Raw genomic sequence first — 23,141 nt, 5'->3', positions numbered from 1 at the left:
TCCGAAATCTGCGCTTGTGGATTTACGTCAGAGTGGGGCGAAGGCGTGGCCAGTGCAAGGCGACGTTATGTTTTTTGTCTCCGAACGTCGGATTTTTTGCAGGGAACACAAACGAAAACGCCCGGCAAATTGCCGGGCGTCTCCCATTCTCGAAAACTTCAGCCCGATCAGGCGATGGTCTTGGCGAAGGTCGCCGTGACGTCGGCCATGCGGTTCGAAAAACCCCATTCGTTGTCGTACCAGCCGAGGATGTTGACGAAGTTGCCGTCGATCACCTTGGTCTGGTCGAGCAGGATCGTCGCCGAATGCGGATCGTGGTTCAGGTCGCTCGAAACCAGCGGGGCGCGGGTGTAGGTCATGACGCCCTTGAGCTTGCCGTCGGAAGCGGCGATCAGCGCGTCGTTGACCTCCTGCACCGTCGTGTTGCGGCCGGCGACGAACTTCAGGTCGACCAGCGAGACGTTCGGGGTCGGCACGCGGATGGAGATGCCGTCCAGCTTGCCCTTCAGTTCCGGCAGGACGAGGCCGATCGCCTTGGCGGCGCCCGTCGAGGTCGGGATCTGCGACAGGGCTGCGGCGCGGCCGCGGTAGAGGTCCTTGTGCATGGTGTCCAGCGTCGGCTGGTCGCCGGTGTAGGAGTGCACCGTCGTCATCATGCCCTTCTCGAGGCCGACGAGGTCGTTCATCACCTTGGCCATCGGCGCCAGGCAGTTGGTGGTGCACGAGCCGTTGGAGATGACGATGTGGTCCTTGGTCAGTTTGTCCTGGTTGATGCCGTAGACGACAGTCAGGTCGGCGCCGTCGGCGGGAGCCGAGACGATGACGCGCTTGGCGCCGGCGGTCAGGTGGGCGGAGGCTTTTTCCTTGGACGTGAAGATGCCGGTGCATTCCAGGGCGATGTCGACGCCGAGGTCCTTCCACGGAAGCTGCGCGGGATCGCGCACGGCGGTGACCTTGATCTTGCCCGAGCCGATGGAGATGGTGTCGCCGTCCACCTTCACCTCATGCGGGAAGCGGCCGTGAACGCTGTCGTAGCGCAGCAGGTGCGCGTTGGTCTCGACCGGGCCGAGATCGTTGACGGCGACGATGTCGATGTCCTTGCGGCCGGATTCATAGACGGCGCGCAGGATGTTGCGGCCGATGCGACCGAAACCGTTGATGGCAACTCTGACAGTCATGTGCTTCTCCTGGGCGGCGGTAACCGCCGGTTCTGTGCGCCGGCCAGGCCGGCGCGGGTTTCAACCCTGTGGCGCCGCGGGCCAGGCCTCACGGCGCCGGAACTCACTTGCCGGCGAGCCGCGCTTGCGCCGCCTTGGCAGCCGCTTCCGCCGTAATGCCGAAATGCGGGTAGAGCTGCTCGATGGTGCCGGAGGCGCCGAAGCCGGTCATGCCGACGAAGATGCCTTCGGTGCCGATGATTTCGTCCCAGCCCTGGCGGATGGCCGCCTCGATGCCGACCTTGACGCGCGCCTTGCCAAGGATCTTTTCCCGGTAAGCCTTGTCCTGCGCGAAGAACAGCTCGAAGCAGGGCACGGAGACGACGCGGGTGGGGTGGCCCTTCTCCTGCAGGAGCTTGCGGGCGCCGAGCGCGATCTCGACCTCCGAGCCGGTGGCGAAGATCGAGACCTCGGCTTCGCCGCCCTCGGCCGAAGCCAGTTCGTAGGCGCCCTTCGCGCACAGGTTTTCCGCCACGAACTCGGTGCGCAGCGCCGGCAGGTTCTGCCGCGTCAGCGCCAGCGTCGACGGCGTCTTCTGGTTCTCCAGCGCGAGTTGCCAGCACTCGGCCGTCTCGGTGGCGTCGGCCGGGCGGAAGACGTTGTGGTTGGGAATGGCGCGAAGTGCGGCCAGATGCTCGACCGGCTGGTGCGTCGGCCCGTCTTCGCCGAGGCCGATGGAATCGTGCGTCATGACATAGATCGAGCGGATACCCATCAGCGAGGCGAGGCGCATCGAGGGCCGCGCATAGTCGGTGAAGCACATGAAGGTGCCGCCGTAGGGGATGATGCCGCCATGCAGCGTCAAGCCGCTCATGGCCGCCGCCATGCCGTGCTCGCGGATGCCGTAGTGAACGTAGCGCTGGCCGTAGTCGTCCGGCGTGATGTTCTTGGTCTGGCTGGTCTTGGTGTTGTTGGAGCCGGTCAGGTCGGCTGAGCCGCCGATCGTCTCGGGCAGGAAGCCGTTGATGACCTCCAGCGCCATCTCCGACGACTTGCGGGTGGCGACCTTCGGCTTGTCGGCGGCCAGTTTCTTCTTGTAGTCGGCGATCACCTTGTCGAGGCCGGGAAGCAGCTTGCCGTCCATGCGGCGCTCGAACTCGGCCTTCTTGTCCGACTTGGCGAGGCGGCCTTCCCACTCGGCGCGCGGCTTGGAACCGGCCTTGCCGGCCTCGCGCCAGGCGGCGAGCACGTCGGCCGGGATCTCGAAGGGAGCGTCGCTCCAGTTGAAGAACTTGCGGGCGCCGGCGATTTCCTCGGCCCCCAGCGGCGAGCCGTGCGCCTTGTTGGTGCCGGCCTTGGTCGGGGCGCCGAAGCCGATGGTCGTCTTGCACGCAATCATCGTCGGCTTGTCGGAATGGCGGGCCGCCTCGATGGCGTAGGCGATGGCTTCCGGGTCCATGCCGTCGATATGCGTGGCGTTCCAGCCCGACGCCTGGAAGCGCGCGACCTGGTCGGTGTTGTCGGCCAGCGAAACCGGGCCGTCGATGGAGATGTTGTTGTTGTCCCAGAAGACGATCAGCTTGTTGAGCTTCAGGTGCCCGGCCAGCGAGATCGCTTCCTGCGAGACACCCTCCATCAGGCAGCCGTCGCCGCAAAGCACATAGGTGTAGTGGTCGACGAGATCGTTGCCGAAGGCGGCGTTCATGATGCGCTCGCCGAGCGCGAAGCCGACCGAGTTGGCGATGCCCTGGCCGAGCGGACCGGTGGTCGTCTCGATGCCGGCGGCATGACCATATTCCGGGTGGCCGGCGGTGCGGGCGCCGAGCTGGCGGAAATTCTTGATGTCGTCGATCGTCATGTCCTCGTAGCCCGTCAGGTAGAGCAGCGAGTAGAGCAGCATCGAACCATGGCCGGCCGACAGGATGAAGCGGTCGCGGTCGGCCCAGTGCGGCGCCTTGGGATCGAATTTCAGGAAGCGGGTGAACAGCACGGTGGCGATGTCGGCACAGCCCATCGGCAGGCCCGGATGGCCTGAATTCGCCTTCTCGACCGCATCCATGGACAGAAAGCGAATGGCGTTCGCCATCCGGTCGTGTTGTTCGCGCGAAACCATGGTTTCCTCCATGTAGACGGGTCGGGGCAGACGATAGGGAAGGCTGGCGCGACACATAGCAGGCCGGCGGCCTGAGTCAATAAAACCTAAATCGATTTAAATAAGGATCGCGCCGGTAAACTTGTCGCATTGTCCGCTCAATTCGGCCTTTGCGGGGGATAGTGGACGCGGCTTGATTGACGTTTGTTTCATCCGCCGCCTAATGTTTCGCACTTAACGCGTTCTGAACACGCGCGATTCGGTGATGGGGAGAGGCCCCGACGGAACCATGACCGGCGAAACCACGCTCAAGGAAGTCATCGCAAGGCTCGGCAAGGCCATGGAAGGCCTGGAAAACGTCGTCGCGGAACGGCTGGAGCACGAACGCGACTATTCCGAGGCCGAGGCGGAAGTGCAGCGCATGAACGCCGACCGTTCGCGGCTGGCGCAGGAACTGGACAATTCCGAAGCGCGCGCCGAACGGCTGGAAGACGCCAACAAGGAAGTGTCGCGCCGGCTGGTGACCGCCATGGAAACCATCCGCGCCGTTTTGGACAGGTGAGGTCATGGCGCAGGTTACCGTTTCCATCGACGGCAAGCAGTACCGCATGGCCTGCGACGAGGGGCAGGAAGAGCACCTGATCGATCTCGCCCAGCGCTTCGACCGCTATGTCTCGCACCTCAAGGATTCGTTCGGCGAGATCGGCGACCAGCGGCTCACCGTCATGGCCGGCATCATGGTCATGGACGAGTTGTCGGAACTTCAAAAGCGCATCAAGGGCATGGAGAGCGAGGTCCAGACGCTGCGCAAGACGCGCGACGACGCGCTGACCAAGGCCGACAAGAACGACGCCGCGCTGACCGGCGCGCTGGGCGCGCTGGCCCAGCGCATGGAGGACCTTGCCGGCACGTTGGCGGTGCGCAAGGCCGCCCAGTAGCGTCTCGACCGCGATAAATTTTCACGGATCGTCGCTTTCCCGGAAATCCATACCGGAAACAGCCTTTGCCGCTGTCGGAAATTTCCTTCCGTCGGCTTTTGCGCTAGTCTTATGATCAGGGTCGAGCGATGCCGCCGGCATCCGCGTCCTCTTCACATCCAGCAGCGGGGAAGTCCCATGAGCCTTCGTATCAACGACATCGCACCGGATTTCACGGCCGACACCACCGACGGCCCGATCCATTTCCACGACTGGATCGGCGACGGCTGGGCCGTGCTGTTCTCGCATCCCAAGGATTTCACGCCGATCTGCACGACCGAGCTCGGCACCATGGCCGGCCTCAAGGGCGAATTCGACAAGCGCAACGCCAAGATCATCGGCATCTCGGTCGACCCGGTTGAAAGCCACGTCAAATGGAAGGGCGACATCCAGAAGGCGACCGGCCACGCCGTCAACTACCCGATGATCGGCGACAAGGAACTCAAGGTCGCCAAGCTCTACGACATGCTGCCCGCCAATGCCGGCGACAGCTCCGAGGGCCGCACGCCGGCCGACAACCAGACCGTGCGCTCGGTCTTCGTCATCGGCCCTGACAAGAAGATCAAGCTGATCCTCACCTACCCGATGTCGACCGGCCGCAACTTCCAGGAAATCCTGCGCGCCATCGATTCCATCCAGCTCACCGCCAAGTTCCCGGTCTCCACCCCGGCCGACTGGAAGCCGGGCGAGGATATCGTCATCGCCGGCTCGGTGTCCGACGAGGACGCGGTCAAGCGCTTCGGCGCCTTCGAGACCATCCTGCCCTATATCCGCAAGGCCAAGCAGCCGAGCGCCTGAGCCTCCTGCGACCGGCCGCGCGAAACCGCGCGGCCGGATCGTTGTGCGCCGCACCATGGAACGGAGCCGGCGCCCCTTCCCATACGTCATAAGGCGTCGAGCCCCCGCCTCTGCCTGTTTACGATCCTTTAATGTTGCAATGCACAAACGCATTGCCGCTATGCAAAAGCATCTCTTCATCTCTCGATCGGGACCGCCTATCTGAGCGGCATCGAATTGATCTTAACCCGATGGAGAGAACCATGAACCTGATCCGCAGCTATAAGAACTGGCGCCGTTTCAACCAGACCGTCCGCGAGCTGAGCCGTCTCGACAACCGCGAGCTCAACGACCTGGGCATCGCCCGCGCCGACATCGAGCGCGTCGCCCGCGCCTCGATCTGAGCCGGTAACGCCGGAAAGTAGAGCCGACGCTTGGCGCGCCGAAAGGCGGCGCCGCTGGCTCCGAGCCCGCTGGACCCTGTCCGGCGGGTTTGTTTTTGCGGGGTCGATCAATCTTCCCGCCGCACGAATTCGTGAAATTCCTCCCGCTGTCCGGGCCGGTCGGCGGCGACAACCATCGCCAGCCGCGCCTCGTCGAATACTCTGAACCATTCGTCCCACTCGACCAGCTCATAGCCGCCGGCATTGGCCGGGCGCTCGGGCCGGTCGGTATCCTCATAGGCATGCTGGCCGAAGACGATGCGCAGCATCGGCTGGGTCCCGGCTTCCGGCGAAACGTCGACGACCGCCGGTGCGCCCGCACGCGCGGCGGCCCAGTCGCGGATGGTCTGGTGGTCGGTCAAGGTGACGGTTTCGGCCATGGTCTCTTCTTCCCTCCGGCTTGCCATGGGAAACGCCGGCAACGTCCGCCGGTTCCGGCGCTCCTGCCTTAACGCGTTGTTTGGGCTTGAGGTCTAGGCTGCTTGACGCGACGGCAACCGGCCAGGGCGTTCCATTGGACTCAAGACTCCTCATCGCTCTGCTCAACCCGTCCATCGCGCTGGTGCTGGCGACGGCCTTTTCCGTGCTCTGGTTCTATCAACGGCAACGGCGCTATCTCGCTGTCCTGGCGACAGGCTATGTCTGCGCGGCGAGCGGCTTCCTGCTGCAGTATTTCATCCTGCCGTTCGGCTTCACGGCCACCAAGCTCATCTCCAACATTGGCTTCCTTGCCGCGGGAAGCTGCATCGCCGGGGCTATCATCGCCCGCAGCGGCCGGCGCGTGCCCTTCGCGGCCATCGGCGTGCTGGCCCTCGGCGGACTGGCCAGCCTTTGCTGGTTCATGTTCGTCTTTTCCAACATCACCTGGCGCATCTTTGCCATCAATTTCGCCCTCGGCGGCATCAGCCTGCTGGCGGCGGCCGAACTGCGGCATGTGCGCCGCAACGGGCCGATCGAAACCGTCCTGCTGGTTTTTTCGCTCGTGGCCAGCGCCAACTTCTTCGTCCGCACGGTGCTGGTCATCGGCCTGCACGGCGCTTTCGCCGACTACGAGGATTTCTACCGCTCGACCTACTGGACGACGGCGCTGCTGTCGCACGCGGTGCTGTCCCTGCTGCTCGCGCTCACGCTGCTGAGCGCGGCCGCGCTCGACGTGGTGACGACACTGTCGAGCGACGCGCGCACCGATCCGCTGTCCAGGCTATTCAACCGGCGCGGCTTCGAGGAGCGCGCCGCCGTGCTGCTCGACCGCTGCGACCGGGCCGGCATGCCGGTCGCGCTGGTGCTGGCGGATCTCGACCATTTCAAGGCGATCAACGACATCTACGGGCACCAGGCCGGCGACCGGGTGATCGCCGACTTCGCCGGGCGCCTGCAACAGGCGGCGGGCAGCCGCGGCGTCGCCGGGCGGCTGGGCGGCGAGGAATTCGCGTTAATCCTGCCAGGCACCGATCTCGCGGCCGCGCGCATGCTGGCCGAAGCCGTTCGCGTCGCCTTTTCGTCAGGCATGGTCGACGGCCTGCCGTCCGGCGTCAGGATCACCGCCAGCTTCGGTGTCGCCTCGCGTTCGGGCAACGAGCCGCTCGAACCGATGATGCGGCGCGCCGACGAGGCGCTCTACAAGGCCAAGCAGAACGGCCGCGACAGCGTGCGCATGTCCTACGAACGGCCATATACCGCGCCCGAATTGAAGCTGGCCGGCTGAACGCGCGCGAAGTTCCGTCGCGTTAACCTGATCTTCGCCGCTCGATGGTTTGGTACCGTCTCGACGGGACAGACATGAGCGGCGCCAGCTTCATCCTCAGCATCAACATTGCCGTCGCCGGCTTGCTGGCGGCGGCCTTCATGGCGGTCGCCGCCTATGACGGGCGCCGCCTCGCGGCACGCTGGATGGCCGCCGCCTACCTGATCGGCATGGGCTACTATATCGTCGAACTGGCGATCCCGACGCTGCACGACGCCATTCCCGCGGTGGTGGTAGCGTTCGCGGTGCTGCTCGTCGCCACCGCCGTCTTCAACGCCGGGCTGGCGGCCAAGTACGCGGTCACAACGCCATGGCTGACCATGCTCGCCTTCGTCGCCGCCGCCACCGTCACCGTCGCCATCGTGCAGGACCTGCCGCGCCAGTCCCCGGCGCGGATGATGGCCTATCAGTTTCCCTATGCCGTCATGCAGCTGATCGGCCTGGCCATCGTCTGGGTTGGAAACAGGAAGCGCGATCCGCTCGCCCGCCTGCTGATGACGGTGCTGGCGCTGAGCGCGGCGCAGTTCGTCAGCAAGCCATTCCTTGCCGCGGCGCTCGGCGGCTGGGGCGCCAATCCGCAATCCTACAACGGCACCGTCTACGCGATGGTCTCGCAGTCGCTCGGAACGGTGTTCGCCGTGGCGATCGCGCTGCTGATCCTCGTCATCCTGGTGCGCGACGCGCTGGGCGAAGCGTCCGCGCGTTCGGAAATCGACGCGCTGTCGGGCCTGCTCAACCGTGGCGGCTTCGAACGGCAGGCCGAAACCGTCCTGCTCCGCGCCGCGCGTCACGGCATGCCGGTCTCGCTGGTGCTCACCGATCTCGATCACTTCAAGGCGGTCAACGACACCTACGGCCACGCCAGCGGCGACCGCGTCATCGAAAGCTTCGCGGCCTTCCTGCGCGAGGCCGGGGTGCCCGGCCATATCGCCGGGCGTATCGGCGGCGAGGAGTTCGCCGTCCTCCTGCCCGGCACCAATCTCGCCGCCGCGCGCCTGTTCGCCGAAGGCACGCGCAGTTCCTTCGGCGCCCTGCCGATCGATTCACTGCCGTTGAACCACCGCTGCACCGCGAGCTTCGGCGTCGCCGAATTGCAGCCGCTGGAGAGCTTTCGCGACATGATGCGGCGCGCCGACGCCGCGCTCTACGAAGCCAAGAAGGCCGGCCGCGACCAGGTCAGGATCGCCGGCGAAGCGAGCGCCTTTCCAAACGGCAACGGCAACGGCGCGTCGCGAAGCGTCAGCGGCACGGGCTGAGTTCGGGCATCTCGCCGTCGGAAAGGCCGTACATATAGCTGCGGCCCTTGACGAAGACCGGCGGCCGGTAGCAATCCCCGCCGTAGAAAGCCGCCGAGCGATCCAGATATTCCACCTTCGGCCGGCCGGCATCGACATAGGCCGAAAGCTCCCTGGCCAGCTTGCCCTCGCCGACGATGATGCGCTTGTAGCCGGCGGCGCTTTCGATCACCAGGTTGCCGAACGAATCGGCATAGACGTGGTCGCGCTCGTGGGCCGAGGCCGGCAGGACAAAGCCGGCGACGGCGGCGGCGAGCAGGGGCATTGCGAGGCGCAGGCAGATTTTCGAACGCATGGCGCGTCATCCTTTCGGGTACAGGCAGCCCCTTCGGCCCAAAGGCCGGCAGGGGAAAGCCTCCTCGAATCGACACGTTAACCTTTTCTTAACCTTTGTTAAGCGCCTGGCCGCTGCTCCGGGGCGGCTTCGCCGAATATGGTTAACGGCGGCTGCCGGCCCCGGCCGCGGCCTTGCCGGCGCCTTTTTCGTCCAGACGATGATCCGCCAGGCGTCCGGCAATCGCCCGATAATCGCTTGAGGAAAAGCCGCGCGGCCGCCTTGATCTTGCGGCGGGCGCCCGGCAATCTCGCCTTGGGAGACAGGATATGGCGATGCGCCGCACAGTCCGGGTGACGCTCGCCCTTTCGCTTCTCGGCGCGCTTTCGGGCTGCGTATCGGGGTCCGGCGCGCCCGCCTCGACCGGCGCCGTCGTACCCGGACCCGGCCGTCCTCCCGCCACCGTGCTGCAGGACAATGCCTCGCAGCCGCGCACCGCCACCTACAGCTGCGCCGACGGCGGCATGATGACGATCCAGAACCTCGGCACCTCGCTGAGGCTGCTCGGCCCCGATGGGGTGACCGAGGAACTGCCGGCCTCGCCCGCCGGCCAGACCAGCCGCTACGGCCAGTCGCACGACGCCATCGTCATCGACGGCAACGAGGCGCTGGTGATGACGGGCGGCCATCCGCCGATGCCCTGCACGCGCTGACAGCGAACCGTTTCGGATATGCCAGGAGCGCCGGCAACGCCCGCGCCCGCGGCGGTTTCCGCTTCAACCGTTTGAAAGCGGGCGGCGCCGTTAAATCAGACTAAATGAGCATTCCGGAACGATTTTCCGACTTTGACGCGGTGCAAAAAGAGTTCTAGAAAGCCGCTGTCCAATGTCGCGTCCGGAACGGCCATGCCGTTTTCCGCATGGCGCGGAAGGGCGCCGAACTGGGGGAGCCATGAGCCGATCACCAGCCACCCAAGGCCCTGTTTTGCGAGAGAGGCCGCTTTCGCCGCATCTGACGGTCTATCGATGGCCGATCACCATGACGATGTCGATCCTGCACCGCATCACCGGCGGCGCGCTCTATGTCGGCACGTTGCTGGTCGCCTGGTGGCTGACCGCCGCCGCGACGTCGGAAAGCTACTTCGCCTTCGTCGACGGCATCGTTCATTCGTGGCTCGGCCTGCTCGTGCTGTTCGGCTTCACCTGGGCGATGTTCCATCATCTTCTCGGCGGTATCCGGCATTTCATCTGGGATACCGGCGCCGGGCTCGAGAAACACACCGCCTCGAAGCTCGGCTGGGCGACGATCATCGGCTCCGTCCTGCTCACGCTTGCCGTGTGGGCGGTGTATTTCGCTATCGGATGACCTGACATGCGCGACATGGAAACCCCTCTCAAGAAGGTGCGTGGCCTGGGTGCGGCGCGCGAAGGCACCGGCGGCTTCTGGCGCCAGCGCGTCTCCGGCCTTGCGCTCGCGGTGCTGACGCTGTTCGTCGTCGGCTGGATCTGGTCGCTCAAGGGCGCCGGCTATGCCGAGGTCCGCGCTTCGCTGGCGCATCCGCTGGTCGCCATCGCCATGGCGTTGTTCATCGTCATCAGCCTCGACCACATGCGGCTCGGCATGAAGGAAATCATCGAGGATTACGCCCACAGCCAGGGCAACCGGCTGGGCCTCTCCATCCTCAACACGTTTTTCACCGTGGCGGTCGGCGGCGTCTGCCTGTTCGCCCTCGCCAAGCTTGCATTCGGAGGCTGAGCCGTGGCCCAGACACAGAACACCAAGGGCTCGGCCTACACCTATGTGGATCACAAGTTCGACGTGGTGATCGTCGGCGCCGGCGGCGCCGGCCTGCGCGCAACGCTGGGCATGGCTGAGCAGGGCCTGAAGACCGCCTGCATCACGAAAGTCTTTCCGACCCGCTCCCACACGGTCGCGGCGCAGGGCGGCATCGCCGCTTCGCTCCAGAACATGGGCGCGGACAGCTGGCAGTGGCACCTCTACGACACCGTCAAGGGCTCCGACTGGCTGGGCGACGTCGACGCCATGGAATACATGGTGCGCCAGGCCCCGGCGGCCGTCTACGAGCTGGAGCACTACGGCGTGCCCTTCTCCCGCACGGAGGAAGGCAAGATCTACCAGCGGCCGTTCGGCGGCCACATGATGAACTACGGCGACGGCCCGCCCGTGCAGCGCACCTGCGCGGCCGCCGACCGCACCGGCCACGCCATCCTGCACACGCTCTACGGCCAGTCGTTGAAGAACCATGCGCAGTTCTTCATCGAGTATTTCGCCCTCGACCTCATCATGGATGAGGACGGCACCTGTACCGGCGTCGTCGCCTGGAACCTCGACGACGGCACCATCCACCGCTTCTCGGCGAAAATGGTGGTGCTGGCGACCGGCGGCTACGGCCGCGCCTATTTCTCGGCCACCTCGGCGCACACCTGCACCGGCGACGGCGGCGGCATGGCCGCCCGTGCCGGCCTCCCCTTGCAGGACATGGAATTCGTGCAGTTCCACCCGACCGGCATCTACAGCGCCGGCTGCCTGATCACCGAAGGCGCGCGCGGCGAGGGCGGCTACCTGGTCAATTCCGAGGGCGAGCGCTTCATGGAGCGCTATGCGCCGTCGGCCAAGGACCTCGCCTCGCGCGACGTCGTCTCGCGCTGCATGACGCTGGAGATCCGCGAAGGCCGCGGCGTCGGCAAGAACAAGGACCACATCTTCCTGCACCTCGACCACCTCGACCCGGCCGTGCTGCACGAACGCCTGCCCGGCATTTCGGAATCGGCGAAGATCTTCGCCGGCGTCGACGTCACCAAGGAGCCGATCCCGGTGCTGCCGACGGTGCACTACAACATGGGCGGCGTCCCGACCAACCACTGGGGCGAGGCACTGAACCCGACCGCGAAGGAACCGGACCGCGTCGCCCCCGGCCTGATGGCGGTGGGCGAGGCAGGCTGCGCCTCCGTCCATGGCGCCAACCGGCTCGGCTCCAACTCGCTGATCGATCTCGTCGTCTTCGGCCGCGCCGCCGCCATCCGCGCCGGCCAGGTGATCGACCGCAACAGTGCCGTGCCCTCCGCCAACGAGGCGTCGGTGGAAAAGATCATGGACCGCTTCGACCGGCTGCGCCACGCCAATGGCGGCACGCCGACGGCGGTGCTGCGCGAGAAGATGCAGCGCGCCATGCAGGAGGACGCGGCGGTGTTCCGCACGCAGGAATCGCTGGAGAACGGCTGCAAGCGTATCACCGAACTTTGGGGCGAGCTGAAGGACCTCAACGTCACCGACCGCTCGATGATCTGGAACTCCGACCTGGTGGAGACGCTGGAGCTGGAGAACCTAATGGCCAACGCCATCGTCACCGTCTACGGCGCCGAGGCGCGCAAGGAGAGCCGCGGCGCGCATGCCCGCGAGGATTTCTCCGCCCGCGACGACAAGACCTGGCGCAAGCACACGCTTGCCCGGCTTTCGCCCGACGGCAAGGTGAAACTCACCTATCGCCCGGTGCACACCGAGACGACGCTGCCGCTCGCCGAAGGCGGCATCGACCCGAAGAAGATCGCGCCCAAGGCGCGGGTGTATTGAGGCGCTGACGAATGGTCGAACTCGCTCTCCCAAAAAACTCGCAGATCCGGCAGGGCAAGACCTGGCCGAAGCCGCAGGGCGCCACGAACCTGCGCGAATACAAGATCTACCGCTGGTCGCCGGACGACGGCGAGAACCCGCGCATCGACACTTATTTCGTCGACATGGACGATTGCGGGCCGATGGTCCTCGACGCGCTGCTATGGATCAAGAACAAGATCGATCCGACCTTGACGCTGCGCCGTTCCTGCCGCGAGGGTATCTGCGGCTCCTGCGCCATGAACATCGACGGCTCCAACACGCTGGCCTGCACCAAGGGCGCCGACGACATTTCCGGGCCGGTGAAGATCTACCCACTGCCGCACATGGCGGTGGTGAAGGACCTCGTGCCGGACCTGACGAACTTCTACGCCCAGCACGCCTCGATCGAGCCGTGGCTGCACACCGTCTCGCCGGAGCCGGCCAAGGAATGGCTGCAAAGCCATGAGGACCGCGAAAAGCTCGACGGGCTCTACGAGTGCATCCTGTGCGCCTGCTGCTCCACCGCCTGCCCGAGCTACTGGTGGAACGGCGACAAGTATCTCGGCCCGGCTGTGCTGTTGCAGGCCTATCGCTGGCTGATCGATTCCCGCGACGAGGCGACCGGCGAGCGGCTGGACAACCTGGAAGACCCCTTCCGGCTCTATCGCTGCCACACCATCATGAACTGCACGCAGACCTGCCCCAAGGGCCTGAACCCCGCCAAGGCGATCGCCGAGATCAAGAAGATGATGGTGGAGCGGAGGGTTTAGGCGTATCGCCGGCGAAGCTTCTCTGGTATGATAGTTTCATACCGCGTGGGAAATGCGACGATGTCTGCCACCGCCAAGAGAACGTTCAGCCTGCCCTCCGAGCAGGCGGCCTATATCGACGAACTTGTCCATGAGGGCACGTACGCCTCGGCCAGTGAAGTCGTACGGGCAGGATTGCGCGCGCTGAAGGACCGCGACGCGGCGGTCGAGAAATGGCTGCGCGAGGACGTGGCCGAAACCTATGACGCGATGCGCCGCGATCCGGAACGCGCCCTCCCTGCCAGCCAGGTGTTCGACGAGTTGAGAGCACGTCACACATCCCGGTTGAAAGACAGGTCGTGAAGCGGCGCGCGATCGTCTTCGCGCCGGAAGCGCGCGACGATCTTTTGGGCATTTATGACTGGATCGCATCGTCGTCGCCGTCCGCTGCCTTGTCTTTCGTCGAGCGATTGGAGGCCCACTGCCTCTCTTTCGATCTGGCGGCCGAGCGAGGCACCCGCCGGGATGACATCCGCCCGGTCTGCGCGTCGTCGGGTTCGAGCGCACGCTGACGCTGGCATTCTCGGTGGACGACGATACTGTTACCTTCCTGCGCATCTTCTATGCGGGCAAGAACTGGCAAAGCGTACTTGATGACTGAAACCGACCTCCCCATCCTCTCTCCTGCCGAAGCCCGCGTGCTCGGCTGTCTCATCGAGAAGAAGGAGCTGACGCCCGACGTCTATCCGATGACGTCGAATGCGCTTCTCGCCGCCGCCAACCAGAAGACCTCGCGCGAGCCGGTCATGGCGCTGGAGCCCGTCGATATAGCCCGCGCGCTTTCCACGCTTCAGACCAAGGGGCTGGTGCGCCAGCAATTCGCCTCGCGCGTCGAGCGCTACGAGCACCAGATGGCGCAGAAATTCTCGCTGACCCGCAACCAGGGCGCGCTCATCGGCCTGCTCCTGCTGCGCGGCCCGCAGACGGTGCACGAACTCACGGCTCGCGCCGAACGGATGGCGAATTTCGCCGATGCCGACGCCGTGCGCGGCGAACTCGACATGCTGATCGGCCGCCGTCCGCCGCTGGTGCAGGAAATCGGCCGCGGCCCCGGCCAGCGCGAAGACCGCTTCGCACATCTGCTTTCCGGCGAGGTCGACGTCTCGGCAATTGCCGCAGGCCGTGCGCCGAGCTCCGATCCGTCCGCGCTTTCCACCCTCGAGGAGCGGGTCAGGGTTCTGGAGGAGGAAATCACGGCGCTCAAGGCGCGGCTCGACGCCGTCGGCGGATGAGTTCGTGAGCGAGCAGGAGCCGGCGCCTTCAGCGGCACAGGCGAGCGCGGTCTTCAGGGCGGATATCGTCGTCATCGGCGCCGGCCAGGCCGGCCTGTCTTCAGCCTATCATCTTGGCAGGCTGGGCCTTGCTGCGGGACGGCAGTTCGTCGTCCTCGACAGGAACCCGACGCCGGGCGGCGCCTGGCAGCATCGATGGCCGTCGCTCACCCTCAGCACCGTCAACCGGGTGCACGATCTGCCGGGCATGCAATTTTCCGAGGCCGTCGATACGAGCGCGGGCGAGGCCAGGGCGTCCGAGGCGGTGCCGCAATATTTCGCCAGCTATGAACGCAGGTATCGCCTGCCCATCTACCGGCCCGTCACCGTCAAGGTGGTTTGCGAGCGGTTCGGGCGGCTGCGGATCGAAACGGATCACGAGGCGTTCTCGGCGCGCGGCATCATCAATGCCACGGGGACCTGGGAAACGCCCAATGTTCCCGTCTATCCGGGTAGCGAACTGTTCAAGGGCCGGCAGCTTCACACGCGCGACTATCGCACGGCAGAGGAATTCGCCGGAAAGCATGTCGTCATCGTCGGAGGCGGAATATCGGCGCTCCAGCATCTCGACGAGATCTCGAAAGTCGTCGACACGACCTGGGTGACGCGCAGCGAGCCGCGCTTCCGCGAAGGGTCCTTCACGCCGGAAGACGGGCGCGCGGCCGTTGCCTTGGTCGAAGACAGGGTGAGGCGCGGCCTGATCCCGGGCTCGGTCGTTTCCGTCACCGGCATCCCGCTCACGCCCGCCCTGCAGGCCGCCCGGGATCGCGGCGCGCTCAAGCGCCTGCCGATGTTCAGCGAAATCACCGAAGACGGCGTGCGATGGCCGGACGGATCGGAGCAAAAGGCCGATGTCATCCTGTGGGCGACCGGCTTTCGCAGCTCGCTCGACCATCTCGGGCCTCTGGGGCTGCGCGAAGACAATGGCGGCATCGTCATGACGGGACGTCTGGCGACGCAGGTGAAGAAGGACCCCCGCATCCACCTGGTCGGCTACGGCCCCTCGGCGTCCACCATCGGGGCCAACCGGGCCGGAAGCGCTGCGGCGCGAGAACTCGCGACTTTTCTCGGCTTGATCTGACCGGCGCTTCCGGCTTCGGGTGACGGATAGCCGTTACGCCAGCTTGGCGTCGAGCGTCACCTTGATGGCGCCCAGCGCCTTCGATACCGGGCAGCCGGCCTTGGCCTTGTCGGCCAGTTCCTTGAACTTGGCCTCGTCGATGCCCGGCACCTTGCCGGTGAGCTTGAGCGCGCTTTCGGTGATCTCGAAGCCGCCGCCGGCGGCCGGCCCGTAGGTGACGACCGCCTCGGCGTTCAATTCGGACGCCGGCGTGCCGTTTTCGGCGAGGAAGTGCGAAAGCTGCATGGCGAAGCAGCCGGCATGCGCCGCCGCGATCAGCTCTTCCGGATTGGTGCCCGACTTGCCGCTCTCGTCCTGGAAGCGGCCCTTGAACGAATAGGGCTGCTTGGCGAAGGCGCCGCTTTGCGTGTCGAGCGTGCCGCTTCCTTCGGTCAGCGAGCCTTTCCAGATGGCGGTGGCGTGACGGTTCATGGCGATCTCCTTCAATGCGGCCGGCCCGATGCCGACGGTCGTCATGACTATAGCGCGGCTCGGCCCGAAGGCCATCGCGCGTTCGGCCGCAGAGTTGACCCAGGCAAAAAATGTCGGCTTCGCTGACGCCGTCGCGTCCTTGGGCTGTCAACCGATGGAGGAACCGGAAAATGAGATATATCTGCTTGGTATATCACGCCGAAAGCGCGCTTCACGGCCTGTCGTCAAGTGAAGGCGCCAAGCTCGATGCGGATTCGCTCGCCTATGACAGGAAGCTGCAGGCAGAGGGCCATCTTGTCGTGGCGGAAGCGCTGCAGTCGGTCAGGACGGCCAAAACCGTGCGCAAGCGCGCAGGCAAGGTGCTGGTCAGCGACGGCCCGTTCGCCGAGACGAAGGAGCAGTTGCTGGGCTTCGTCATGATCGAAGCCGGCGGCATGGACGAGGCGGTAGCCCTGGCCGCCGACATCCCGCTGGCTTCGATGGGCATGGTCGAGGTGCGCGCGATCTATGATATACCAGTGCCGGATCAATAAGTTGCAGGCGATCCAGCCGTTTTCTACACGGTTTGGCCGAACGGATCGTCGATCGACGGCGCGGGCCGGGTGAACCAGTGCGCGCCGTCCTCGGCCATGTAGACGTGATCTTCCAGCCGCACGCCGAACTCGCCGTAGACGCAGATCATCGGCTCGTTGGAGAAGCACATGCCGGCTTCGAGCGGCGTGGCGTTGCCTTCGACGATATAGGGCTCCTCGTGCACGTCGAGGCCGAGCCCGTGGCCGGTGCGGTGCGGCAAGCCGGGCGTTTCGTAGCCCGGCCCGAGGCCCGCCGCCTGGATGGTGGCCCGGGCGGCGCGATCCACCGACTCGCAGCTCGCGCCGAGGCGCGCGGCGCCGAAAGCGGCTTCGGTCGCCCGCTTGGCTATGGTCCAGATCTCACGCTGGCGGGCATTGGGCTCGCCGAAGACGTAGGAGCGGGTCAGGTCGGAATAATAGCCGTGGAACGTCCCGCCGACGTCGACCAGCACCATGTCGCCGCGCTTGAGCGTCTGCGGGTAGGGCACGCCGTGCGGATAGGCGGTCGGTTCGCCGAACAGCACGATGCGGAAGGCCGGGACGCCGTCGAAGCCGAGCGCCAGATGCGCCTCCGAAAGGAAATCGGCCACCTCGGTCGTGGTCATGCCCTCCCGCAGGATGCGCGCAGTGGCGCGCTGCACGTCGAGCGTCAGGTTCATCGCCGTCCTGATGATGGCGATCTCGGCGGCCGACTTGATGCGGCGGCAGGCGTCGGTGACGACCGCGCCGTTGACGAAGCTGTAGGCATTGCCGGCACGGCGCAGCGCGTCGGCGCGGAAGAAGGGCGTCATCGGATCGATGGCCAGAGTGCCGCCGGCAAGCCCCATGCCGTCGAGAACGTCGATGACGAGCGCCGCCGGGTCCTCGTTCTCCTGCCAGCAGCGCACCGCTACCGGTTCCGTGATGACGCCGGCCATCATGGCGCGCAGCTTGGCCTCCTCGAAGGCCGGGCTGATATGCACCGGTTCGCCCTCGGCGGGAACCACGACGCCGTGCATGCGCTCGCTGCCGCCGAAGCGCAGGCCGGTGAAATAGAAGGTTGAGGTGGAGGCATCCAGATAGAGCGCGGAAATGCCCTTTTCGCGCATCAGCGCCTGGGCGCGTGCCACCCGCTGCCGCCGCTCGTCCTGCCCGATGGGAGCCACGCTGTCGCGCTTCGACGTCAGCTTGCGCAGTTCTTCTTCCGGGCTGGAACCGCCCACGCCGATGGTCATGCCGTCACCTGTCCCGTTGCTCGATTGTCTGGAATCAGATCGCCTCGCCGCGCAAAAGGCGCGGCGTATCGCCCGAAAGCCCGGACGCCTGGCGGACGAAGAAGCCTTTCAACCGCGGCATGCGCTCGACCAGCCCGAGGCCGAGGTCGCGCGCGGCGCGCAGCGGGCCGATGTCGTTGGAGAACAGCCGGTTGAGCACGTCGGTCGTCACCCCCATGGAGAGCGTGTCGAAGCGGCGCCATTGCTGGTAGCGCTCCAGCACGTCGAGCGCGCCGATGTCCTGCCCCAGCCGGTCGGCCTCCACCACCACTTCGGCGAGCGCCGCGACGTCCTTGAAGCCGAGGTTGAGGCCCTGGCCGGCGATGGGATGGATGCCGTGCGCGGCGTCGCCCGCCAATGCCAGCCGCGGCGCCACGAAGGCGCGCGCCAGCGTCAGGCCGAGAGGCCACGCGCGCGGTTTGTCCAGGACCCGGATTTCGCCGAGCTTCAGGCCGAAGCGGCGTTCCAGTTCCATTTCGAAGACGAGGTCGTCGCCGGCCACCAGCGCCTCGGCGTCGGCGGTGCGCTCCACCCACACGATGGAGGAGCGGTTGATGCCCTTTTCGTCGGGCTTGAGCGGCAGCGTGGCGAAGGGGCCGGCAGGCAGAAAATGCTCCTCTGCGCGGCCGTTGTGCGGCCGCTCGTGACCGACCGTGCAGACGATGCCGGACTGGCCGTACTCCCACCGCACCGTCTTGATGCCGGCCATGTCGCGCAGCCGCGACTTTACCCCGTCGGCGGCAACCAGCAGCCGCGCCTTGAGCGTGGCGCCGTCGGCCAGATGCACGGTGACGCTGCCGGCGCCGGTGTCGAAGCCCTGCACGGCCATGCCTTCGATCAGGTCGATGCCGAGCTTTTCGGCCTGCCGGCGCAGCGCGCCGTTCAAGTCGCGATTGGCCACCATGTGGGCGAAGGGCTCGCCCGGCGCCACCTCGCCGTCGAAGGTCAGGAAGGTTGGCCGCACGGGATCGGCGGCGCGCGAATCGGTGATGACCATGTCGGTGATCGCCTGCGCCTGGCTGGCAAGCTCGGCCCAGACCCCGAGCCGGTCGAGCATGCGGCTGGCGGCGGCGGCGATGGCCGAGCAGCGCCCGTCGCGCTGCCAGGCACCCGCCGGCGCGGCATCCACCACGGCGATTTCGAGGCTCGGCCGTGCCTGCTTCAGCGAAACGGCCGCGGCGAGCCCGACATAGCCGGCGCCCGCCACAAGGACGTCCAGCACCGCGCGATCATCCGTCGACTGCCTGGCCATTCCGCTCCTCTTTTCCGGCTTCGTTCCGCCGCTTCGCCGCCCTGTCGAACTTGACTGCCCGTCCATCCTGTTCGAAACCGGCCTGATATCCCGGAGGGGCAAGCCATGACAGCCATGAACGAGCTGCTCGACATTCTCGACCTCGAGGAGTTGGAGCACAACCTGTATCGTGGTCGCAGCCCCCAGGTCGAGTGGCAGCGCGTGTTCGGCGGCCAGACCATCGCCCAATCGCTGGTGGCCGCGCAGCGCACCGTCCCGGCCGAGCGCCACGTCCATTCGCTGCACGGTTACTTCATGCGGCCCGGCGACATCAAGGTGCCGATCGTCTACGAGGTCGACCGCATCCGCGACGGCGCCTCCTTCACCACAAGGCGTGTGACGGCCGTGCAGCACGGCCAGGCGATCTTCTCGCTGGAAACGTCCTTCCAGGTGCGGGAGCAGGGGCTCGACCACCAGATTCCCATGCCGCCGGACGTTCCGATGCCCGAGACTCTGCTGTCGCAGCGCGATCTCTTGAAGACCATGGAGCACATCCCCGAGGTCATCCGCAAGTTCTGGGCGCGCGAACGGCCGCTGGAGATCAGGCCCGTCAACCTCAAGCATTATTCCAGCCGCGACAGGCTGCCGCCGCGCCAGAACGTCTGGATCCGGCTGACCGGCCCGGTTCCCGAAGGCGACCCGCGCCTGTCCTCGGTATTGCTCGCCTACCTGTCGGACATGACGCTGCTCGACACCTCGACCTTCGCGCACGGCCGCGGCCTGTTCGATCCCGACATCCAGGCCGCCAGCCTCGACCATGCCATGTGGTTCCACCGCGCGCATGCGCTCGACGACTGGCTGCTCTACACGCAGGACAGCCCCTCGGCGTCCGGTTCGCGCGGCTTCAACCGCGGCGCGCTCTATGCGCGCGACGGCACGCTGATCGCCTCGACGGCGCAGGAAGGGCTGATCCGCCTCAGGCGACAGCCCAAATAATAGGCTCTTTCCATATCCTGCCTATTTAGCAGGCGATCATCTGGTCACGGACGCGCGCAGATCGCGCTTCTCGCCACATGAATCCTTTTGTTTCCAACAGGTTGAAACTCCGTCACGGCAACTGGCACGGAGCTTGAATCCCTTTCGGCGATCTCCGGCGTGCCTGGCGGGCCGGCGACATCAAGCGAACGCGGGAACCCGCAAGAGCGAAAGGGTGAAACCTGATGAAGATCGTGATGGCAATCATCAAGCCGTTCAAGCTCGACGAGGTGCGCGAGGCACTCACCGCCGTCGGCATCCAGGGCCTGACCGTCAGCGAGGTCAAGGGCTACGGACGGCAGAAGGGACATACCGAAATCTACCGCGGTGCCGAATACGCGGTGAGCTTCCTGCCCAAGATCAAGATCGAGATCGCCGTCGCCACCGACATGGCCGACCGGGCGGTGGAGGCGATCGCCGCCGCCGCCCGTACCGGCCAGATCGGCGACGGCAAGGTCTTCGTCTTCGGCATCGACCAGGCCGTGCGCATCCGCACCGGCGAAACCGACACCGACGCGCTCTGAGGCGCGAAACGACATCCCAATGGAGAGATCGATGACCTTTTTTTCGACCTTGAAGAAGACCGGGCCGGCGGCGCTGGCCGGCGCCTTGGCGCTCGGCCTGCCTGGCACGACGGCGGCGCTGGCACAGGACGCCGCACCCGCCCTCGACACCGGCAACACCGCCTGGATGCTGGTCTCCACCGCGCTGGTGCTGATGATGACCATTCCGGGCCTTGCGCTGTTCTATGCCGGCATGGTGCGCAAGAAGAACGTGCTCGCCACCGTCATGCAGAGCTTTGCCGTCTGCTGTCTGGCCACCGTCCTGTGGTTCGTCGTCGGCTATTCCCTCGCCTTCTCGGACGGCGGCGGCGCCAACGCCTATGTCGGCGGCCTGTCCAAGGCCTTCTTCGCCGGCATCACGGTCAACACGCTGTGGGCGCCGGGGGTGGCAAACATTCCCGAATATCTCTTTGCCGTCTTCCAGATGACCTTCGCCATCATCACGCCGGCGCTCATCGCCGGCGCCTTCGCCGAGCGCATGAAGTTTTCGGCGCTGCTTCTGTTCACCGGCCTGTGGCTGCTGGTCGTCTATGCGCCCATCGCGCACTGGGTATGGGGCGGCGGCTTCCTCGGTTCGGCCGGGGTGCTCGATTTCGCCGGCGGCACCGTCGTCCACATCAATGCCGGCGTCGCCGGCCTCGTCTGCGCGCTCGTTCTCGGCAAGCGGCAGGGCTACGGCTCGGTCAACATGGCGCCCTACAACCTCGTCTATGCGGTGATCGGCGCCGCACTCCTGTGGGTCGGCTGGTTCGGTTTCAACGCCGGCTCGGAACTGGCCGCCGACGGACTCGCCGCCGCCGCGATGGTCAACACCCAGGTCGCCGCCGCCACAGCCGGCCTCGCCTGGATGTTCACCGAATGGCTGGTGGCGAAAAAGCCCTCGGTGCTCGGCATCATCTCCGGCGCCGTCGCCGGCCTCGTCGCCATCACCCCGGCCGCCGGCTTCGTCAACCCGACCGGCGCCTTCGTCATCGGCATCGTCGCCGGCATCGTCTGCTACTTTGCCGCGGTGAAGCTGAAGCACGCGCTGGGTTACGACGATTCGCTCGACGCCTTTGGCGTGCATGGCGTCGGCGGCATCGTCGGCGCGATCCTGACCGGCGTGTTCGCCGACAAGGCGATCAACAGCCTCGGCGAGAACGCCTCGGTGGTGACGCAGCTCTACGGCATCGTCTTTACCATCGTCTGGACGGCGCTCGCCACCGCCGCGATCCTCTACGCGGTCAAGGCGCTCGTCGGCCTGCGTCCCTCCGGCCAGCAGGAGATCGAGGGCCTCGACGTCAGCCAGCATGGCGAAGTGGTGCAGTAGGAAGCCCGCTTCCGGAACGGCAACAGGGGTTCGCCCGTTATGACGAGGCGGCCCCCTGCGCGTTCACGAAGGGTTCAGCTTGAAAGACATAGTGTTTCGACTTCGGCGGCGGGTCGTGTTCGATTGAAATGCAAGCAGGAGGTTCACATGGATCGACGATTGTTCCTGACCGGATTGCTCGGCCTTGCCGGCGCGGCGACCGTGGCGGGCATGGCCCGCCCCACGCAGGCCGCCGCGGGCGTGCTCAAGGGCAACGGCATCCTCGATGAACTGGACGGTGCCGACCCCGTGCCGCTCGGCAAAGCCGACGTCGTCGACGTCCAGTACCGGCATGATCGCCATCGTCCGCCGCGCCACCGGCCGCGGCGCCGTCGGCGGCGGGTCTGGCGACGCGTTTGCCGGCGCTATTGGCGCCATGGCCGCCGCGTCGTGCGCTGCCACCGCGAGCGCGTCTGGGTCTGGTACTGGGGCTGAAACCGCCCTTGATTACAGGTGAATTGCCCCGGCACTCGTGCCGGGGTTTTTCGCGTCCGACCGCCCGTGAACGCAAAAAGCCCGCCCCGGTGAACCGGAGCGGACGATGATGCGGCAATGCCGCAAAACCCAGACATCATGAGGATGCGGGGAGATCTGCGGTTACATCGCCGGCATTCCCTCGTGTACCGCCTTTCGAATCTCCTTGCGAAATTCAGGCGTATCCTTTTCGCCGTGAACGGAAACGGCGTGTTGCACCGCAGCTTCGATCAGTTCGTCTTCCCGATCCGCTGAAATGGCGATGCTGCATTGCATCTCGCTCGGGAATTCGCGGCAGTCTATGTACCTTCTTGCCATGGCCTTTCTCCCGATCTGGAGGCAGCCCCTCGACGCGCCATTATAGGCCCTCGCCTTGGCGCCTCGAAATCACAAAAGGCCCTCTCCGCCGAAGGCGGTAGACGCTTCATCCGAAGTGCTGCCTTGACGATCGCCGTCGACCTGCGGGGTACCGGCCGGGCGTCCGGCACGGCAAACGACCGGACCGTTCGAAGATCGATTCGCCGAAGCCAGCGCCGGGCCGGAAGGCTCCTCACCACCGCTATACGGTGCCGCCCTCGGCGCCTTGCGGAATAAGGGGCCGCCGCTTCGGCATAGTTAATGCGCCCTTAACCCTCGGGCCAATAATCTGCCGCAACGATTCC

Annotated in this window: 28 protein-coding genes; 20 read left to right on the top strand and 8 right to left on the bottom strand. The window is 66.0% G+C overall.

What is annotated here, in order from left to right:
* Nucleotides 1-167 precede the first annotated feature (167 nt).
* Together gap and tkt are read right to left on the bottom strand one after the other, a co-directional pair.
* Nucleotides 168-1,178, bottom strand: a complete 1,011-nt coding sequence (gap, locus tag E6C48_RS10235; protein ID WP_136356786.1) for a type I glyceraldehyde-3-phosphate dehydrogenase — start codon at nt 1,176-1,178, stop codon at nt 168-170.
* A gap of 103 nt (nt 1,179-1,281) precedes the next feature.
* Nucleotides 1,282-3,270, bottom strand: a complete 1,989-nt coding sequence (tkt, locus tag E6C48_RS10230) for a transketolase (RefSeq protein WP_136356784.1) — start codon at nt 3,268-3,270, stop codon at nt 1,282-1,284.
* Between the two features lie 268 nt (nt 3,271-3,538).
* Between tkt and E6C48_RS10225 the strand changes: the two genes are divergently transcribed.
* The 4 genes from E6C48_RS10225 to E6C48_RS10210 all read left to right on the top strand — a co-directional run bounded on the left by E6C48_RS10225 (nt 3,539) and on the right by E6C48_RS10210 (nt 5,407).
* Complete coding sequence (locus E6C48_RS10225; protein ID WP_136356782.1) at nt 3,539-3,811, top strand: DUF4164 domain-containing protein; 273 nt, start codon at nt 3,539-3,541, stop codon at nt 3,809-3,811.
* Between the two features lie 4 nt (nt 3,812-3,815).
* The gene (locus E6C48_RS10220; RefSeq protein ID WP_136356780.1) at nt 3,816-4,187 is read left to right on the top strand and encodes a cell division protein ZapA; all 372 of its coding nucleotides are present in this window, start codon (nt 3,816-3,818) and stop codon (nt 4,185-4,187) included.
* A 177-nt stretch (nt 4,188-4,364) separates the two neighbouring features.
* Nucleotides 4,365-5,024 carry a peroxiredoxin gene (locus tag E6C48_RS10215; RefSeq protein ID WP_136356778.1) on the top strand — a complete coding sequence of 220 codons (660 nt, stop codon included), beginning with the start codon at nt 4,365-4,367 and terminating at the stop codon, nt 5,022-5,024.
* Between the two features lie 242 nt (nt 5,025-5,266).
* Nucleotides 5,267-5,407 (top strand): DUF1127 domain-containing protein, encoded by a 141-nt coding sequence (locus E6C48_RS10210; protein ID WP_136356776.1) that lies wholly within the window; start codon nt 5,267-5,269, stop codon nt 5,405-5,407.
* A 107-nt stretch (nt 5,408-5,514) separates the two neighbouring features.
* On the opposite strand, the gene E6C48_RS10205 is transcribed toward E6C48_RS10210, so the two are convergent.
* Nucleotides 5,515-5,826: a hypothetical protein gene (locus tag E6C48_RS10205; protein WP_136356774.1), complete on the bottom strand. Its 312-nt coding sequence runs from the start codon at nt 5,824-5,826 to the stop codon at nt 5,515-5,517.
* Between the two features lie 134 nt (nt 5,827-5,960).
* On the opposite strand from E6C48_RS10205, the gene E6C48_RS10200 reads away from it, so the two are divergent.
* Nucleotides 5,961-7,151, top strand: coding sequence for a GGDEF domain-containing protein (locus E6C48_RS10200; protein ID WP_136356772.1), 1,191 nt, complete (start codon nt 5,961-5,963; stop codon nt 7,149-7,151).
* Between the two features lie 74 nt (nt 7,152-7,225).
* Nucleotides 7,226-8,446 carry a GGDEF domain-containing protein gene (locus E6C48_RS10195; RefSeq protein WP_136356770.1) on the top strand — a complete coding sequence of 407 codons (1,221 nt, stop codon included), beginning with the start codon at nt 7,226-7,228 and terminating at the stop codon, nt 8,444-8,446.
* On the opposite strand, the gene E6C48_RS10190 is transcribed toward E6C48_RS10195, so the two are convergent.
* Complete coding sequence (locus E6C48_RS10190; RefSeq protein WP_136356768.1) at nt 8,430-8,780, bottom strand: hypothetical protein; 351 nt, start codon at nt 8,778-8,780, stop codon at nt 8,430-8,432. The two genes, E6C48_RS10195 and E6C48_RS10190, sit on opposite strands and share 17 nt — an antisense overlap.
* Before the next feature lie 314 nt (nt 8,781-9,094).
* On the opposite strand from E6C48_RS10190, the gene E6C48_RS10185 reads away from it, so the two are divergent.
* The 9 genes from E6C48_RS10185 (at nt 9,095) to E6C48_RS10145 (ending at nt 15,532) form a co-directional block, all read left to right on the top strand.
* Nucleotides 9,095-9,472, top strand: a complete 378-nt coding sequence (locus E6C48_RS10185) for a hypothetical protein (RefSeq protein WP_330998598.1) — start codon at nt 9,095-9,097, stop codon at nt 9,470-9,472.
* Nucleotides 9,473-9,710: 238 nt separating this feature from the next.
* The gene (gene sdhC / locus E6C48_RS10180; RefSeq protein WP_136356764.1) at nt 9,711-10,124 is read left to right on the top strand and encodes a succinate dehydrogenase, cytochrome b556 subunit; all 414 of its coding nucleotides are present in this window, start codon (nt 9,711-9,713) and stop codon (nt 10,122-10,124) included.
* Nucleotides 10,125-10,130: 6 nt separating this feature from the next.
* Nucleotides 10,131-10,514, top strand: coding sequence for a succinate dehydrogenase, hydrophobic membrane anchor protein (sdhD, locus tag E6C48_RS10175; RefSeq protein ID WP_136356762.1), 384 nt, complete (start codon nt 10,131-10,133; stop codon nt 10,512-10,514).
* 3 nt (nt 10,515-10,517) lie between these two features.
* The gene (sdhA, locus tag E6C48_RS10170; protein WP_136356760.1) at nt 10,518-12,350 is read left to right on the top strand and encodes a succinate dehydrogenase flavoprotein subunit; all 1,833 of its coding nucleotides are present in this window, start codon (nt 10,518-10,520) and stop codon (nt 12,348-12,350) included.
* A gap of 11 nt (nt 12,351-12,361) precedes the next feature.
* The gene (locus tag E6C48_RS10165) at nt 12,362-13,141 is read left to right on the top strand and encodes a succinate dehydrogenase iron-sulfur subunit (protein WP_136356758.1); all 780 of its coding nucleotides are present in this window, start codon (nt 12,362-12,364) and stop codon (nt 13,139-13,141) included.
* 60 nt (nt 13,142-13,201) lie between these two features.
* Nucleotides 13,202-13,483 (top strand): type II toxin-antitoxin system ParD family antitoxin, encoded by a 282-nt coding sequence (locus E6C48_RS10160; RefSeq protein ID WP_136356756.1) that lies wholly within the window; start codon nt 13,202-13,204, stop codon nt 13,481-13,483.
* On the top strand, nt 13,480-13,692 hold the full coding sequence (locus tag E6C48_RS10155) for a type II toxin-antitoxin system RelE/ParE family toxin (RefSeq protein WP_330998597.1): 213 nt from the start codon (nt 13,480-13,482) through the stop codon (nt 13,690-13,692). Before E6C48_RS10160 ends, E6C48_RS10155 begins: the two co-directional genes overlap by 4 nt.
* 81 nt (nt 13,693-13,773) lie before the next feature.
* Nucleotides 13,774-14,412, top strand: a complete 639-nt coding sequence (locus E6C48_RS10150) for a YceH family protein (protein ID WP_136356754.1) — start codon at nt 13,774-13,776, stop codon at nt 14,410-14,412.
* A 4-nt stretch (nt 14,413-14,416) separates the two neighbouring features.
* Nucleotides 14,417-15,532, top strand: a complete 1,116-nt coding sequence (locus E6C48_RS10145; RefSeq protein WP_136356752.1) for an FAD-dependent oxidoreductase — start codon at nt 14,417-14,419, stop codon at nt 15,530-15,532.
* A 33-nt stretch (nt 15,533-15,565) separates the two neighbouring features.
* Here E6C48_RS10145 and E6C48_RS10140 read toward each other — a convergent pair whose 3' ends face one another.
* Nucleotides 15,566-16,003 (bottom strand): OsmC family protein, encoded by a 438-nt coding sequence (locus E6C48_RS10140; protein ID WP_136357195.1) that lies wholly within the window; start codon nt 16,001-16,003, stop codon nt 15,566-15,568.
* A gap of 170 nt (nt 16,004-16,173) precedes the next feature.
* Here E6C48_RS10140 and E6C48_RS10135 point away from each other — a divergent pair, with 170 nt between their 5' ends.
* Complete coding sequence (locus E6C48_RS10135; protein ID WP_136356750.1) at nt 16,174-16,536, top strand: YciI family protein; 363 nt, start codon at nt 16,174-16,176, stop codon at nt 16,534-16,536.
* 23 nt (nt 16,537-16,559) lie between these two features.
* Here E6C48_RS10135 and E6C48_RS10130 read toward each other — a convergent pair whose 3' ends face one another.
* Nucleotides 16,560-17,789: a M24 family metallopeptidase gene (locus E6C48_RS10130; RefSeq protein WP_136356748.1), complete on the bottom strand. Its 1,230-nt coding sequence runs from the start codon at nt 17,787-17,789 to the stop codon at nt 16,560-16,562.
* Between the two features lie 34 nt (nt 17,790-17,823).
* Complete coding sequence (locus tag E6C48_RS10125) at nt 17,824-19,080, bottom strand: ubiquinone biosynthesis hydroxylase (RefSeq protein ID WP_136356746.1); 1,257 nt, start codon at nt 19,078-19,080, stop codon at nt 17,824-17,826.
* A gap of 105 nt (nt 19,081-19,185) precedes the next feature.
* On the opposite strand from E6C48_RS10125, the gene tesB reads away from it, so the two are divergent.
* From tesB to E6C48_RS10105, 4 genes are all read left to right on the top strand, one after another.
* The gene (gene tesB / locus E6C48_RS10120) at nt 19,186-20,055 is read left to right on the top strand and encodes an acyl-CoA thioesterase II (protein ID WP_136356743.1); all 870 of its coding nucleotides are present in this window, start codon (nt 19,186-19,188) and stop codon (nt 20,053-20,055) included.
* 224 nt (nt 20,056-20,279) lie between these two features.
* On the top strand, nt 20,280-20,618 hold the full coding sequence (locus E6C48_RS10115) for a P-II family nitrogen regulator (RefSeq protein ID WP_136356741.1): 339 nt from the start codon (nt 20,280-20,282) through the stop codon (nt 20,616-20,618).
* 31 nt (nt 20,619-20,649) lie between these two features.
* Nucleotides 20,650-21,966 carry an ammonium transporter gene (locus E6C48_RS10110; RefSeq protein WP_136356739.1) on the top strand — a complete coding sequence of 439 codons (1,317 nt, stop codon included), beginning with the start codon at nt 20,650-20,652 and terminating at the stop codon, nt 21,964-21,966.
* Nucleotides 21,967-22,113: 147 nt separating this feature from the next.
* Nucleotides 22,114-22,440, top strand: coding sequence for a protamine-2 (modular protein) (locus tag E6C48_RS10105; protein ID WP_136356737.1), 327 nt, complete (start codon nt 22,114-22,116; stop codon nt 22,438-22,440).
* A gap of 162 nt (nt 22,441-22,602) precedes the next feature.
* Here E6C48_RS10105 and E6C48_RS10100 read toward each other — a convergent pair whose 3' ends face one another.
* A complete protein-coding gene (locus E6C48_RS10100) occupies nt 22,603-22,797 on the bottom strand; it encodes a DUF1059 domain-containing protein (RefSeq protein WP_136356735.1) in 195 nt (64 codons plus the stop codon).
* Between the last annotated feature and the right edge of the window lie 344 nt (nt 22,798-23,141).

The sequence above is a fragment of the Ollibium composti genome (genome assembly GCF_004801285.1).
In the GTDB taxonomy this organism is placed as follows: domain Bacteria; phylum Pseudomonadota; class Alphaproteobacteria; order Rhizobiales; family Rhizobiaceae; genus Mesorhizobium; species Mesorhizobium composti.
The sequence above is the reverse complement of the archived record's forward strand: the minus strand, read 5'-3'. Positions and strand labels throughout refer to the sequence as shown.